General features: G+C 70.5%; 11 protein-coding genes. 7 read left to right on the forward strand and 4 right to left on the reverse strand.

The annotated features are described in order from the left end of the window. The first annotated feature begins 2 nt into the window (after positions 1 to 2). Positions 3 to 329 carry a DUF1840 domain-containing protein gene (locus ACSQ4M_RS01570; protein WP_436187930.1) on the forward strand — a complete coding sequence of 109 codons (327 nt, stop codon included), beginning with the start codon at positions 3 to 5 and terminating at the stop codon, positions 327 to 329. A 14-nt stretch (positions 330 to 343) separates the two neighbouring features. On the opposite strand, the gene ACSQ4M_RS01575 is transcribed toward ACSQ4M_RS01570, so the two are convergent. Continuing rightward, positions 344 to 1,354, reverse strand: coding sequence for a Bug family tripartite tricarboxylate transporter substrate binding protein (locus tag ACSQ4M_RS01575; protein WP_436187931.1), 1,011 nt, complete (start codon positions 1,352 to 1,354; stop codon positions 344 to 346). Between the two features lie 164 nt (positions 1,355 to 1,518). Here ACSQ4M_RS01575 and ACSQ4M_RS01580 point away from each other — a divergent pair, with 164 nt between their 5' ends. The 6 genes from ACSQ4M_RS01580 to ACSQ4M_RS01605 all read left to right on the forward strand — a co-directional run bounded on the left by ACSQ4M_RS01580 (position 1,519) and on the right by ACSQ4M_RS01605 (position 9,730). Beyond that, complete coding sequence (locus ACSQ4M_RS01580) at positions 1,519 to 3,609, forward strand: PQQ-dependent dehydrogenase, methanol/ethanol family (protein WP_436187932.1); 2,091 nt, start codon at positions 1,519 to 1,521, stop codon at positions 3,607 to 3,609. Positions 3,610 to 3,679: 70 nt separating this feature from the next. Next, positions 3,680 to 4,015 (forward strand): hypothetical protein, encoded by a 336-nt coding sequence (locus ACSQ4M_RS01585; protein ID WP_436187933.1) that lies wholly within the window; start codon positions 3,680 to 3,682, stop codon positions 4,013 to 4,015. Positions 4,016 to 4,114: 99 nt separating this feature from the next. Then, positions 4,115 to 6,229, forward strand: coding sequence for a TonB-dependent siderophore receptor (locus ACSQ4M_RS01590; RefSeq protein ID WP_436187934.1), 2,115 nt, complete (start codon positions 4,115 to 4,117; stop codon positions 6,227 to 6,229). Continuing rightward, a complete protein-coding gene (locus ACSQ4M_RS01595; RefSeq protein ID WP_436187935.1) occupies positions 6,229 to 6,954 on the forward strand; it encodes an ABC transporter ATP-binding protein in 726 nt (241 codons plus the stop codon). Before ACSQ4M_RS01590 ends, ACSQ4M_RS01595 begins: the two co-directional genes overlap by 1 nt. Beyond that, positions 6,951 to 8,378, forward strand: coding sequence for an ABC transporter permease (locus ACSQ4M_RS01600; RefSeq protein WP_436187936.1), 1,428 nt, complete (start codon positions 6,951 to 6,953; stop codon positions 8,376 to 8,378). Before ACSQ4M_RS01595 ends, ACSQ4M_RS01600 begins: the two co-directional genes overlap by 4 nt. After that, a complete protein-coding gene (locus ACSQ4M_RS01605; RefSeq protein WP_436187937.1) occupies positions 8,375 to 9,730 on the forward strand; it encodes a DUF3526 domain-containing protein in 1,356 nt (451 codons plus the stop codon). Before ACSQ4M_RS01600 ends, ACSQ4M_RS01605 begins: the two co-directional genes overlap by 4 nt. Positions 9,731 to 9,781: 51 nt before the next feature. Here the strand turns inward: ACSQ4M_RS01605 and ACSQ4M_RS01610 are convergent, their stop codons facing one another. The 3 genes from ACSQ4M_RS01610 to ACSQ4M_RS01620 all read right to left on the reverse strand — a co-directional run bounded on the left by ACSQ4M_RS01610 (position 9,782) and on the right by ACSQ4M_RS01620 (position 13,103). Further along, the gene (locus tag ACSQ4M_RS01610; RefSeq protein ID WP_436187938.1) at positions 9,782 to 10,759 is read right to left on the reverse strand and encodes a tripartite tricarboxylate transporter substrate-binding protein; all 978 of its coding nucleotides are present in this window, start codon (positions 10,757 to 10,759) and stop codon (positions 9,782 to 9,784) included. A gap of 84 nt (positions 10,760 to 10,843) precedes the next feature. Next, positions 10,844 to 12,103 (reverse strand): phenylacetate--CoA ligase family protein, encoded by a 1,260-nt coding sequence (locus tag ACSQ4M_RS01615; RefSeq protein ID WP_436187939.1) that lies wholly within the window; start codon positions 12,101 to 12,103, stop codon positions 10,844 to 10,846. 169 nt (positions 12,104 to 12,272) lie between these two features. Beyond that, positions 12,273 to 13,103, reverse strand: a complete 831-nt coding sequence (locus tag ACSQ4M_RS01620; RefSeq protein WP_436187940.1) for an ABC transporter ATP-binding protein — start codon at positions 13,101 to 13,103, stop codon at positions 12,273 to 12,275. Positions 13,104 to 13,107 lie beyond the last annotated feature (4 nt).

A 13,107-nucleotide genomic window follows, 5' to 3' on the forward strand; every position in this document is an offset into this window, starting at 1 on the left:
CCATGCTGTTCAAGTTCAAGTCCAAGGCCACTGGCGACCTCATCATGCTGGAGCCCAACGGGCGCCGCGTGCTGCAGCTGATCGGCAAGGAGCCAGGACCCAGCGGCATCATCCAGCCCGACCAGATGGCAGGTGCCGTGGCCGCGCTGGAGAAGGCCATCGCCGAAGAAGAGGCGGCCCAGAAGGCTGCAGAGGACGAGGCGCATGCCAAGGGTGAGCAGCCCCGGACCAAGCCCGAGGTGGTGTCGCTGCGCCAGCGCGCCATCCCGTTCATCGAGATGCTGCGACGCGCCCAGGCCGCGGGCAAGGACGTGGTCTGGGGCGTGTAGCCCGACCCCTGCGTTCAGTCGACCTTGGCGCCCGAGGCCTTGACCACGGGCTGCCACTTCTTGAGTTCCGCGGCGATCAGTGCAGCGAACTGCTGCGGCGTGTTGCCGCTCGGGATCGCGCCCTGCGCCAGCAGCCGCTCGTTGACATCCTGGGTCCTGATGGCCTTGGCCACGTCCTGCTGGATGCGGTTGACGATCTCAGGCGGCGTGCCCGCGGGTGCCAGCAGGCCGAACCATGAGCTGGCCTCGAAGCCCTTGAGCGCGGGCCCGCCGGCCTGCTCCACGGTGGGCACGTCCGGCAGCGCGGCCGAGCGCTGGGCACTCGTGACCGCCAGCGCGGTCAGCTTGCCGGCCTTGATCTGCTGCATGGCCGAGGGCAGGTTGTCGAACATCACGTCCATGTTGCCGCCCACCATGTCCATGAGCGCAGGGCCCGAGCCCCGGTACGGGAAGTGCACCATGTAGGCGCCCGTCATGGTCTTGAACAGCTCGCCGGCCATGTGGATCGAGGTGCCGTTGCCGCTGGAGGCCATGTTGAGCTTGCCCGGATTCGCCTTGGCGTAGGCGATGAAGTCCTGCACGTTGTGGATCTTGAGCGCGCGCGCCTTGTCGGCATTGACCACCATCACGTTGGGCACGCCGGCCACCAGGCTGATCGGCGCGAAGTCCTTCACCGGGTCGTAGGGCATCTTGTCGTAGAGCCACTTGTTGATGGCGTGCGTGCCCACCGTGCCCATCAGGATGGTGTAGCCGTCCGGCGCGGCCTTGGCCACGATGTCGGCACCGATGTTGCCGCCGGCGCCGGCCTTGTTGTCCACCACCACGGGCTGGCCCAGCGACTTGGTGAGCTCCACCGCCACCGCGCGGGCCAGGATGTCGGTGGTGCCGCCCGGCGCGAACGGCACGACCATGCGGATGGGCTTGGTGGGCCAGCCCGACTGGGCCAGCACGGGCAGGGCATGGGCAGAGGCGGCCAATGCGGCGGCGCCCAGCAGCAGGCGGCGGATCGACAGGATGGATGGCATGTCGCAGGTTCCTTGGTTCGGCAATGGCCGCGATGCTAGGCGAGCGCCATGCTGCACTGCGCCAGTGGTAACCCGCGCGACAGCGGCTAGGGAAAGTACGGAGCATCCGTCTGCCCAGCGCGCAGATGCTCGGCAGCACCCCAACAACAAGAGGAGACACCACGATGGTCGTACGTTCCCTTGCTGCGCTGGCCCTGTCCGCGCTGGCGCTTTCGGTTGCGGCACAGACGCCGGCCGAGCGCGCGGCCAGCGCCACGAAAAAGGTCAACGGCAGCTTCATCCGCGCCAACGCGGCCAAGACGCCGGACTGGCCCAGCGTCGGGCTCGACTACGCCGAGACGCGCTACAGCCGGCTCGACCAGATCAACGCCGGCAATGTCAAGCAACTCGGGCTGGTCTGGTCCTACAACCTGGAGAGCACGCGTGGCGTGGAGGCCACGCCGCTGGTGGTCGACGGGGTGATGTACGTGACGGCCTCGTGGAGCGTGGTGCACGCCATCGACGTGCGCAGCGGCCAGCGCATCTGGAGCTACGACCCGCAGGTCGACAAGTCCAAGGGCTTTCGCGGCTGCTGCGACGTGGTCAACCGCGGCGTCGCACTGTGGGAGGGCAAGGTCTACGTGGGCGCCTACGACGGCCGCCTGGTGGCGCTGGACGCGGCCAGCGGCCGTGTGCTGTGGGAGAAGGACACGCTCATCGACCACGCGCGCAGCTACACCATCACGGGTGCGCCGCGCGTGTTCAAGGGCAAGGTGCTGATCGGCAACGGCGGCGCCGAGTACGGCGTGCGCGGCTACATCACGGCCTACGACGCCAACACCGGCGACCAGAAATGGCGCTGGTTCACGGTGCCGGGCGATCCGGCCAAGCCCCATGAAGATGCGTCGATGGCGCGGGCCGCCAAGACGTGGGACCCGGCCGGCAAGTACTGGGAAGCCGGCGGCGGCGGCACGGTGTGGGACACCATGGCTTTCGACCCCGAACTCAACCTCATGTACATCGGCACCGGCAACGGCTCGCCCTGGGCGCGCAGCAAGCGCAGCCCCAAGGGCGGCGACAACCTGTACCTGGCCTCCATCGTCGCGCTGGATCCGGACACCGGCGCCTACAAGTGGCACTACCAGGAGACGCCGGGCGACAACTGGGACTACACCTCCACGCAGCCCATGATCCTGGCCGACATCAAGATCGCCGGCAAGCCACGCAAGGTGATCCTGCACGCGCCCAAGAACGGCTTCTTCTTCGTGATCGACCGCACCAACGGCAAGTTCATCTCGGCCAAGAACTTCGTCGAGGTGAACTGGGCCACGGGCTACGACGCCAAGGGCCGGCCGATCGAGATCGCCGCCGCACGCCAGAACGACAAGCCGGGCGAGAGCATGCCCGGCCCCTATGGCGCGCACAACTGGCACCCCATGTCGTTCAACCCGGCCACCGGCCTGGTCTACCTGCCGGCCCAGCATGTGCCGATCAACCTCATGGACGACAAGGACTGGAAGTTCAACGAGAACGTGGCGCTGCGCCCGCATTCCAACCAGGGCTGGAACACCGCCATGTTCCTGAACGCCGCGCCGCCCACGAGCAAGCCCATGGGCCGGCTCGTGGCCTGGGACCCGGTGGCGCAGAAGGAAGCCTGGGGCGTGGAGCATGTCTCGCCCTGGAACGGCGGCACGCTGACCACGGCCGGCAACCTGGTGTTCCAGGGCACGGCCGACGGCCGCATGGTGGCCTACGACGCCAAGACCGGCGCCAAGCTCTGGGAAACGCCCACCGGCACCGGAGTGGTGGCCGCGCCGTCCACCTACCTGGTGGACGGCAGGCAGTACGTCTCGGTCGCGGTGGGCTGGGGCGGCGTGTATGGCCAGGCCGCGCGCGCCACCGAGCGCCAGGGCCCGGGCACGGTCTACACCTTCGCGGTGGGCGGCACCGCCAAGATGCCCGACTTCGTGGAGTACCGCGCGGGCAAGCTGCTGCAGGGCGTGAAGTACGACGCGGCCAAGGTCGAGGCCGGCACCGGGCTGTACGTCAGCAACTGCGTGCTGTGCCACGGCGTGCCGGGCGTGGACCGCGGCGGCAACATCCCCAACCTGGGCACCATGGACGCGGCCTTCATCGAGAACCTGGACAAGTTCGTGTTCAAGGGCCCGGCCATGGCGCGCGGCATGCCGGACTTCACGGGCAAACTGTCAATGGACGATGTGGAGGCCATCAAGGCCTTCATCCAGGGCACGGTGGACGCGGTGCGGCCCAAATAGGCCAGCCTTCATCAAACTGAGATTGCATTCTCAGTAGAATCGCGGGCCGCATCGTTGCGGCCCGCCTCTTTTGCGCCTTCCAATCCGCCTCCTGCTGCTGCGTCTGCTGCTGGTGGCCGTGTTCTTCAACACGGCCATCGGCGTGCCGGCGCACGCCATCGAGCACCTGCGCGAGGCCCAGGCCAGCCTGCGCGATGCCGAAGCACCGGCAGAACCTGCCGAGGCCCACACGGCCTGCGCCTGGTGCAGCAGCTACGCGACGCTGGAGCAGGCCCTGGACATGGCGCTGCCGCGGCCCTGCCCGCCAGCCGCCAGCGCCGGACACGCCATCCCTTGGCACAGTGCAGACGCAAGCCTGAGCGCGGAGCGCTGGCCGTTCCGCTCGCGCGACCCACCGCAAGCCTGAGACCCCGCCGCCCGCGCGGCCCCACCCGTTCGGCCTTGACCGGCCACCGCCTCAGCCTGCCCGCCATCCAGCCGGGCGGCGCCTTGCTGTCTTTCGCCCATGCCCATTCCTCCCTTCACGCGGCGGCTGCTGCCGCTCGCGCTCTGCACCGCTCTGCCCGTTCTCGCCCAGGACGCCCAGCTGTCCACCGTCGAGGTGGTCGGCCGCACCGCCTCCGGCGCCTACCATGCCGAAGAAGCCGCAGGCGCCAAGAGCGAGCTGCCGCTGCGCGAGTTGCCGCAGTCCGTCCGCATCGTCACGCGCCAGGCCATCGACGACCTGGGCGCGACCCGGCTCGACGACGTGCTCGACTACGTCGGCGGTGTCTCGCGCCAGAACAACTTCGGCGGGCTGTGGGACAACATCACCATCCGCGGCATGCCGGGCGACCAGAACGCCGGCACGGCCACGCTGTTCAACGGTTTCTCGTCGGGCCGCGGCTTCAACGCGCCGCGCGACCTGGCCGGCGTGGAACGCATCGAATTCCTCAAGGGCCCGGCCGCCGCGCTGTACGGCAGCAGCGAGCCGGGCGGCACGCTCAACGTGGTCTCCAAGCGACCGCTCTGGAAGTCCGCGCATGCCGTCGAGGCCTACGGCGGCAGCCATGGCCTCAAGCGTGGCGCGCTCGACAGCACCGGCCCCATCGGCGAGAACTTCGCCTACCGGCTCAACGTGGCCGTGGAAGACCGCGACGGCTGGCGCGACCATGTCGGATCGCAGCGCCAGGTGCTGGCGCCGGCCTTCACCTGGAAGCTCACGAACAACACCGTGCTCGACTACACGGGCGAGATCCTGCGCCACGCCACGCCGCTGGACCGCGGCGTCGTGGCCGTGGGCAACCGGCTCGGCGCGATCCCGCGCACGCGCTTCCTGGGCGAGCCGGCCGATGGCGATGTGCGTGTGGACAACCGCACGCACCAGGCCATCCTCTCGCACATCTGGGACAGCGGCTGGACGGGCCGGCTCGGCCTGTCGCACCGGACCACGGGCATTCACGGCACCTCGACCGAAGCCACGGCGCTGCAGGCCAACGGCCTGCTCACGCGCCAGCGCCGGCTGCGCAACTACGACTCGGACGACCTCGCCGTGCAGGCCGAGCTGCAGGGCCGCGTGGCGACCGGCAGCCTCTCGCACGAGCTGCTGTTCGGCGTCGAGTGCTACCGCTTCGACATGGACACGCTGATGCTGCGCGTGAACCCCAGTACCAGCCAGCCCTACGCCATCGACATCTACAACCCCGTCTACGGCCAGGCCCAGCCCACCCCGCTGGCCAACACCGACACCTTCGAGCGCCAGCGCAACACCGCCTTCTACCTGCAGGACGCCATCACGCTGGCGCCGTCGTGGCGCTTGCTGGCCGGCCTGCGGGTCGACCGCTACGAGCAGACCCTGCTGAATCGCCGCACCGGTGTGCAGACGCAACAGGAGCCGACCTCGACCTCGCCGCGCCTGGGCCTGAGCTGGCTGCCCACGTCGCAGTGGACGCTGTACGCCAATGCCGGCCGCTCGTTCCGGCCCAATGGAGGCACCGACGCGGCCGGCGCGAGCTTCGAACCGGAGACCGGCCGCGCGCTGGAACTCGGCGCCAAATGGGAAAGCGCGGACAAGCGCATCGGCGCCACCGCCGCGCTGTTCGAGATCCGCAAGCGCAACGTGCAGACCGCCGATCCGGCCAACGCCGGCTACTCCATCGCGGCCGGCGAGATCCGCTCGCGCGGCCTGGAGCTGGACCTGGCAGGGCAGCTCAGCACGCACTGGCGCCTCAACGCCAGTCTGTCGCTCAACGACGTGGAAGTCACGCGCGACAACAACCTGGAGGTGGGCGGGCGCCTGCTCAACGTGCCGCGCATCAACGGCAGCCTGCTGGCGGTCTACGAGGACGCCTTCGCCAACGGCCAGCGCTTCGGCATCGGTGGCGGCGTCACCCACACGGGCAAGCGCCTGGGCATGGCCCGCACCCAGGCAGAGGCAAACGCCGGCACGGCCGCCTTCGAGCTGCCGCACTACACCACGGCCAAGCTGGTCGGCTACTGGCGCGTCACGCCCAGCCTGCGCCTCACGCTCGACGTGGACAACCTGTTCAACACCACCCACTACACGAGCTCGTTCAGCCGCGTGTGGGTCACGCCCGGCATGGAGCGCTCCATCACCGTCGGCCTGCAGGCGAAGTTCTGATGACCACCTGCGCACTCCACGCCCAGTCCGCCTGGGCCGGCTACGCCGGCCGCAGCATCCTGCGCGGCCTGGACCTCGCCGTCGCCCCCGGCGAGACTTACGCCCTGCTCGGCGCCAACGGCGCCGGCAAGACCACCACGCTGAGCCTGTTCCTGGGCTTCGTGCAGCCCACGCGCGGCCAGGTGCGCGTGCTGGGTGCCGACCCCGTGGTTGACGCCGCCGCGGCGCGGCGCCAGCTGGCCTACATCCCCGAGAACGTGGCCCTGTACGAGCACCTCAGCGCGCGCGAGAACCTGGCCTACTTCCTGGACCTCGCAGGCCAGCACCAGGGGCAGGACGCCATCGCCACCGCGCTCGCGCGGGCCGGCCTGGACACCACAGCCCATGGCAGGCGCGTGTCCGGCTTCTCCAAGGGGATGCGGCAGAAGGTGGCCATCGCGCTGGCGCTGGCGCGCCAGGTGCCGGTGCTGCTGCTGGACGAACCGACCTCCGGCCTGGACCCGCAGGCCCAGGCCGAGTTCAGCCGTCTGCTGGCCTGGCTGCGCGGCGAGGGCGTGGCCATCCTGATGGTCACGCACGACCTGCTGGGCGCGGCCGAGGTCGCCGACCGCATCGGCTTCCTGGACCAGGGCCGGCTGCTCCACGAGGTGGCGGCCAGCGGCGCCGAGCGCTTCGATGTGCGCGCGCTGCACCGGCGCTATGCCGGCGCAGGAGCCGCGGCATGAACCCGGTGCTGCGCATCGCCACCGAGGAATGGCGCTGGCTGCGCCGCGACCGCGTGGCCGTGCTGGGCCTGGCGCTCGTGCTGCTGCTGACGGCCGTGTCCATCTTCCACGCCGCCGAGCAGCGCGACGCGCTGGCTGCCGAGCGCGCGCGCCGCCAGAGCCAGGTGGACCACGCCTTCGAGGCCTCGCCCGACCGGCACCCGCACCGCATGGTGCACTACGGCCACTTCGTGTTCCGGCCTTTGAGCCCGCTGGCCGCCTTCGACCCCGGCGTCGATGCGCAGACCGGCCACACGCTGTTCCTCGAAGGCCACCGGCAGAACAGCGCCAACTTCAGCGAGGCACGCCAGTCCTCGCTGCTGCTGCGCTTCGGCCAGCTCACGCCGGCCTTCGTGCTGCAGGTGCTGGCGCCGCTGCTGCTGGTGTTCGCCGGCCACGCCATGCTGGCGCGCGAGCGCGAGGCCGGCACGCTGCGCCAGCTGCTGGCCCAGGGCCTGCGGCCGGCGCAGCTCGTGCAGGGCAAGCTGCTCGCGCTGGCCGGGCTGGCCGGTGTGCTGCTGCTGCCGGCCTGGCTGGCGCTGGGCTGGATGGCGCTGGCCACACCGGCCCCCGCGCGGCTGGCCGGGGTGCTCGCGGCAGGCTACACGCTGTGGCTGGCACTGTGGGTGCTGGGCATCGTGTGCGTCTCGGCCTGGTTCCGCCAGGCGCGCAGCGCGCTCGTCGCACTGCTGGCCGTCTGGGCCGTGGGCGTGGTGCTGCTGCCACGGCTGGCCGCCGAATGGGCCACCGTGGCCCAGCCACTGCCCACGCGCGTGGAAACGGACATCGCCATCGCGCGCGAACTCGCGGCCCTTGGCGACAGCCACAACGCCAAGGACCCCTACTTCGCCGGATTCCGCGCGCGCCTGCTTGCGCAATACGGCGTGGCGCGTGTGGAAGACCTGCCGCTCAACTACAAGGGACTGGTGGCCATGGAAGGCGAACGCCTGACGTCCGAGCTGTTCGTGCGGCACGCGGCCGCCGGCTTCGCACTGCAGGAGGCCCAGCTGCAGGCCGTCGACCGCTTCGCGCCGCTGAGCCCGGTGCTGGCACTGCGCCGGCTGTCCATGGCCGCGGCCGGCACCGACCTGGCGGCCTACTGCCGCTTCCTGGAGCAGGGCGAGCGCCACCGCTACCAGCTGGTGCAGGCGCTGAACCGGCTGCAGGCCGAGAAGCTCACGCTGGCGACCGACCGCTCCAGCCGCGACGACCGCATCGGCGCCGAGCACTGGCACGACCTCGCGCAGTTCCACTTCGAGGCCGCACCGCCGGCGCAGGCCCTGCACGCGGCGGCGCCCGCCGCCGGCTGGCTGCTGCTGTGGCTGGCCGCCCTGGGTGGCGCGCTGATCCTGGCCACGCGCCGGATGGTGCAGGTGGTGCGATGAGGGCCTGGCTGCACGAATGGCGCCTGCTGGCGCGCACCCCGCTGGCGGCGTTCGCGCTGCTTCTGCTGCTGGTGCTGTCCAGCCTGGCCGTCTGGTCCGGCGCGCGCGAGGTCGCGCGCCAGCAGCAGACCCTGGAGCGGCTGGCGCCGCTGCAGCAGCAGGACCTGGCGGCGCAGCTGGCCAAGCCCCTGGCGCGCGGCGACGCGGGCTCGGCCGCCTACTACGGCCAGCACCCGACCTGGAGTCCACCCTCGGCCACGGCCTTCCTGGCCGGGGGCCTGCGCGACAGCGCACCGCTGCTGCTGCGCGTGCGCGCGCTGGCGCTGCAGTCGCAGCTGCACGAGGGCGAGAGCTTCAATCCGGAGCTGGCGCTGGCCGGCCGCTTCGACTGGGCTTTCGTGCTGGTCTACCTGGCGCCGCTGGTGCTGGTCGCGCTGCTGTACGACCTGGTTTCGGGTGAGCGCCGCGCCGGCCGGCTCGGCACGCTCCTGGCCCTGCCTGGCGCCGGCGCACGGCTGTGGCTGCGCCGCGCCGGCCTGCGCGCCGCGCTGGTCGCGCTGTGCCTGCTGCTGCCGGTGCTGGCCGGCGCGCTGGTGCTGGGCACGCCGCCCGCGGCGCTGGCGAGCGCGGTGGCAGCGGCGCTGGCTTATGTGGGGTTCTGGACAGGCCTGGCCCTGCTGGTCGGTGCACGGGGCCGCAGCCCGGCCGCCCATGCCACGGCCCTGATGGGCTGCTGGGTCCTGCTGACCCTGGTGCTGCCGACACTGGCGCAGGCCGCGCTGACGCGCGCGCTGCCCGCACCCCAGGGCGTGGAGCTGGCGCTGGCCCAGCGCGAACAGGTGCACGGTGCCTGGGACCTGCCACGCGAGGAGACCATGGCGCGCTTCTTCGCCAGCCACCCGCAGTGGCAGGATACGGCACCGCTGCCCGCGGGCTTCCACTACAAGTGGTACTTCGCATTCCAGCAGCTCGGCGACGAGGCCGTGGCCGCGGACGTGCAGGCCTGGCGCACGACCTTGCTGGCGCGCCAGCGCTGGACCGCGCGCCTGGGCTGGCTGCTGCCCGGCGTGGGGGTGCAGGCCGCGCTGCACCGCCAGGCCGCAACCGACCTGCCAGCCCTGCTGGAGCAGCAAGACGCGGTAACGGCCTTCCACACGCAGCTGCGCAGCTTTTTCTACCCGCACCTGTTTGCCGACAAGCCCTTCGACATGGGCGCAATCGAGCTGCTGCCGCGCTTCGCCGCCGTGCCGCCGACCACGCAGGGCTGGGGGCCGGCCCTGGCGGCACTGGCCGCGCTGGCCGCGTTGGCGCTGCTGGCCGGCGGCATGGCCACGCGCCGGCTGCAGGCGTAAAAAAACCACCGGGCGCAAGCCCGGTGGCTGTGGTTTGGCGTCGGTCCGGAATCAGTCGGCGTACACGCCCGCCGCCTTGATGACGGGGCCGAAGCGCGCCACCTCGGCCTGCACGAACTTCTTGTGCTCGGCCGGCTCGATGCGCTTGTCGCTCGCCACCACGGCGCCCAGGCCTTCCTGCTTCTTGATGAACTCGGGGTCCTTCAGCGCGGCCTTCAGCGCAGTGTTGAGCTTGGTCAGCACCGCGGCCGGCGTGCCCTTGGGCGCGTACAGGCCGTGCCAGATCGTGACCTGGAAGTTCTTCATGCCGGCTTCGTCCAGCGTCGGCAGGTCCTTCAGTGCCGGCGTCGTCAAGCGCTTGGGCGTGGTCACGGCATAGGCCTTGACCTTCTTGGCTTCGATCTGCGAGGTGGTGTTGGTGGTCTGGTCGCACAGCAGGTCGATCTGCCCGCCCAGCAGGTCGGCAATCGCCGGTGCCGTGCCCTTGTACGGCACGGTGGTCATCTCGGCCTTCAGTTCGCTCTGGAACATCAGGCCGCACAGGTGCGAGGCCGAGCCGATGCCGGCATTGCCCAGGTTCACCTTGCCCGCGTTCTGGCCGATCCAGGTGCGCAGCTCGGCGAAGTTGTTGGCAGCCAGCGTGGGCTTGCCGATCAGCGTCATGGGCACGTCGTTGATGATGCCCAGGTACTCGAAGTCGGTCTCGTAGTTGTAGGACAGCTTGCGGTACAGCACCGGCGTGGTGGCCATGCCCACGTGCGTGACGAGCAGCGTGTAGCCGTCGTTCTTGGCACGCGCCACCTTGGTCGTGCCGATGGTGCTGCCGGCGCCGCCCAGGTTCTCGATGATGACGGGGTTGTTGCCCAGCTGGCGCTGCATGGCCTCGGCCAGGTCGCGCGCGACGCGGTCGGTCGGGCCGCCGGCCGCGAACGGCACGACCATGGTGATGGGCTTGCCGCCCGGGAAATCCTGGGCCTGCGCACCCATGGCGGCCAGCGACAGGGCTGCAACCGTCAACATCTTGTTCATCTCGACTCCTGGTACCTAAGTGACAACGGCGCGCATGGTAGCCCCGCACATCGTGTAGGGAAATTCAGACAAGTACCAGTGTCGTCAGCGGTAGCTGCGCTGGTCGTCGATGAGCTTGCCGTCGTCCGGCAAACTGCCAGCCGCGCACCACTGCACGTCGCCGCGCAGCTTGGTCAGCTCGCGGATGGTCTCGGCCACACGCGCCTGCAACGCCTCGCTGGGCGCCGCGCACTCGGCGCGCAGTGCCATCGCGTCGCTGGCCATCTCGCCGCTGACGACCAGGCGCACGCGGCCCAGTTCGGGAAAGCGGCGCACGATCTCCTGCACCTGGCTGGGGTGCACGAACATGCCGCGCACCTTGGTGGTCTGGTCGGCCCGCCCCATCCAACCCTTGATGCGCGTGTTGGTGCGGCCCGTGGGGCAGCGGCCCGGCAACACGGCCGACAGGTCGCCCGTGCCGAAGCGGATCAGCGGGTAGTCGGCATCGAAGCTGGTCACCACGACCTCGCCGACCTCGCCCTCGGCCAGCGGCATGCCGTCGGGCCCGACGATCTCCACGATGACCTGCTCGTCCAGCACCAGGCCTTCGCGCGCTGGTGTCTCGTAGGCGATGAGGCCGATGTCGGCCGTGGCGTAGCACTGGTAGGCCGCGATGCCCTGGGCTGCGAACCAGTCGCGCAGCGAGGGCGGGCAGGCTTCGCCGCTGACCAGGGCCTTGGAGATGGACAGCGGCCGACCCGCGGCCTTCTCGAGCGCGATCTTCAGGAAACTCGGCGTGCCGCAGTAGCCGTGCGGACGCAGGTCGGCCATGGCCTGCAGCTGCATCTCGGTGTTGCCCACACCACCCGGGAACACCGTGCAGCCCAACGCCAGCGCGCCCTCTTCCATCATCGCGCCGGCGGGGGTCAGGTGGTAGCTGAAGCTGTTGTGCACGAGTTCGCCTTCGCGAAAGCCCGCGGCGTACATGGCGCGCGACATGCGCCAGCTGTCTTCGTCCGCGCCCTGCGGCTCGTACAGCGGGCCGGGCGACTGGAACACGCGCTTGGCGCGCCGCGCCAGGTGCAGGCCGTTCCAGCCACTGGCCGCGAAGCCACCGAAGGGATCGCCGCCGGCTGCGCGTGCCGCCTGCTGGCGCGCCAGCAGGTCGTGCTTGCGCAGCACCGGCAGGCTGGCCAGCGCGGCACGGCTGTTGACCGCGGCGGGGTCCACCTGCGCCAGCCGTTCGGCCTGGGCCGGGCTGTGCGCCTTGGCATGGGCCACGAGGCCGGGCAGGGCCGCCATCAGCGCGGCTTCGCGCTCGGCGGGGTCGCGCGTCTCGCGCGCATCGAGGGTGGCGGCATTCATGCGAACGGTCCAGAAGTGGAAAGCAATCAGGCGGTGACTTGCACGCCAAGGGGCGAATGGCCGCGGAGCAGGCCTTGTCAGCGCACCCGCGGAACTGGCTCTGCCAGGCCGCCGGGTGCGCCCCCCTCGCGCAGCGGAGGGGGGAGCGGCGCAGCCGCCTGGGGGGTTCTCATGCCAACCAGCGCTTGCGGCGCTTGTAGCTCTTGACGTCACGGAAGCTCTTGCGGCCCTCGCCACCGGTGCCGAGGTAGAACTCCTTGACGTCCTCGTTCTCGCGCAGCGCGCTGGCCGCGCCGTCCATCACCACGCGGCCGCTCTCCAGGATGTAGCCGAAGTCCGCGTAGCGCAGCGCCATGTTGGTGTTCTGCTCGGCCAGCAGGAAGGTCACGCGCTCCTTGGTGTTGAGGTCCTTCACGATCTCGAAGACCTCCTCGACGATCTGCGGCGCCAGGCCCATGGAGGGCTCGTCGAGCAGCACCATCTTCGGGTTGGCCATCAGCGCGCGGCCGATGGCGCACATCTGCTGCTCGCCGCCCGAGGTGTAGGCCGCCTGGCTGGTGCGCCGGGTCTTGAGCCGCGGAAAGTAGTTGTAGACCTTCTCCAGCGTCTGCTCGACCGCGGCCTTGCCGTCCTTGCGCGTGTAGGCGCCGGTCATGAGGTTGTCCTCGATGGTCAGGTGGGCGAAGCAGTGCCGGCCCTCCATGACCTGGATCACCCCGCGGTCCACGAGCTCGGCCGGCGTCAGGTTCTCGATGCGCTCGCCGCGCAACGCGATCGAGCCCTTGGTCACCGCGCCGCGCTCGGCGTGCAGCAGGTTGGACACCGCGCGCAGCGTGGTGGTCTTGCCGGCGCCATTGGCGCCCAGCAGGGCCACGATGCTGCCCTCGTCGACGCGCAGCGAGACGCCCTTCAACACCAGGATCACGTGGTTGTAGATGACCTCGATGCCGTTGACATCGAGGAACACGTCGGGCCGCGCGGCCGAAGGCAGTTCGGACATGGGC

The organism is Pseudorhodoferax sp. LjRoot39 (assembly GCF_964253035.1).
In the GTDB taxonomy this organism is placed as follows: domain Bacteria; phylum Pseudomonadota; class Gammaproteobacteria; order Burkholderiales; family Burkholderiaceae_C; genus Pseudorhodoferax.

Bases quoted from the DNA above. Each gene is read 5' to 3' on its own strand.
- ACSQ4M_RS01615 (WP_436187939.1), bottom strand. From the start codon at position 12,103: ATGAATGCCGCCACCCTCGATGCGCGCGAGACGCGCGACCCCGCCGAG.
- ACSQ4M_RS01605 (WP_436187937.1), top strand. From the start codon at position 8,375: ATGAGGGCCTGGCTGCACGAATGGCGCCTGCTGGCGCGCACCCCGCTG.
- ACSQ4M_RS01600 (WP_436187936.1), top strand. From the start codon at position 6,951: ATGAACCCGGTGCTGCGCATCGCCACCGAGGAATGGCGCTGGCTGCGC.
- ACSQ4M_RS01570 (WP_436187930.1), top strand. From the start codon at position 3: ATGCTGTTCAAGTTCAAGTCCAAGGCCACTGGCGACCTCATCATGCTG.
- ACSQ4M_RS01590 (WP_436187934.1), top strand. From the start codon at position 4,115: ATGCCCATTCCTCCCTTCACGCGGCGGCTGCTGCCGCTCGCGCTCTGC.
- ACSQ4M_RS01610 (WP_436187938.1), bottom strand. From the start codon at position 10,759: ATGAACAAGATGTTGACGGTTGCAGCCCTGTCGCTGGCCGCCATGGGT.
- ACSQ4M_RS01620 (WP_436187940.1), bottom strand. From the start codon at position 13,103: ATGTCCGAACTGCCTTCGGCCGCGCGGCCCGACGTGTTCCTCGATGTC.
- ACSQ4M_RS01575 (WP_436187931.1), bottom strand. From the start codon at position 1,354: ATGCCATCCATCCTGTCGATCCGCCGCCTGCTGCTGGGCGCCGCCGCA.
- ACSQ4M_RS01580 (WP_436187932.1), top strand. From the start codon at position 1,519: ATGGTCGTACGTTCCCTTGCTGCGCTGGCCCTGTCCGCGCTGGCGCTT.
- ACSQ4M_RS01595 (WP_436187935.1), top strand. From the start codon at position 6,229: ATGACCACCTGCGCACTCCACGCCCAGTCCGCCTGGGCCGGCTACGCC.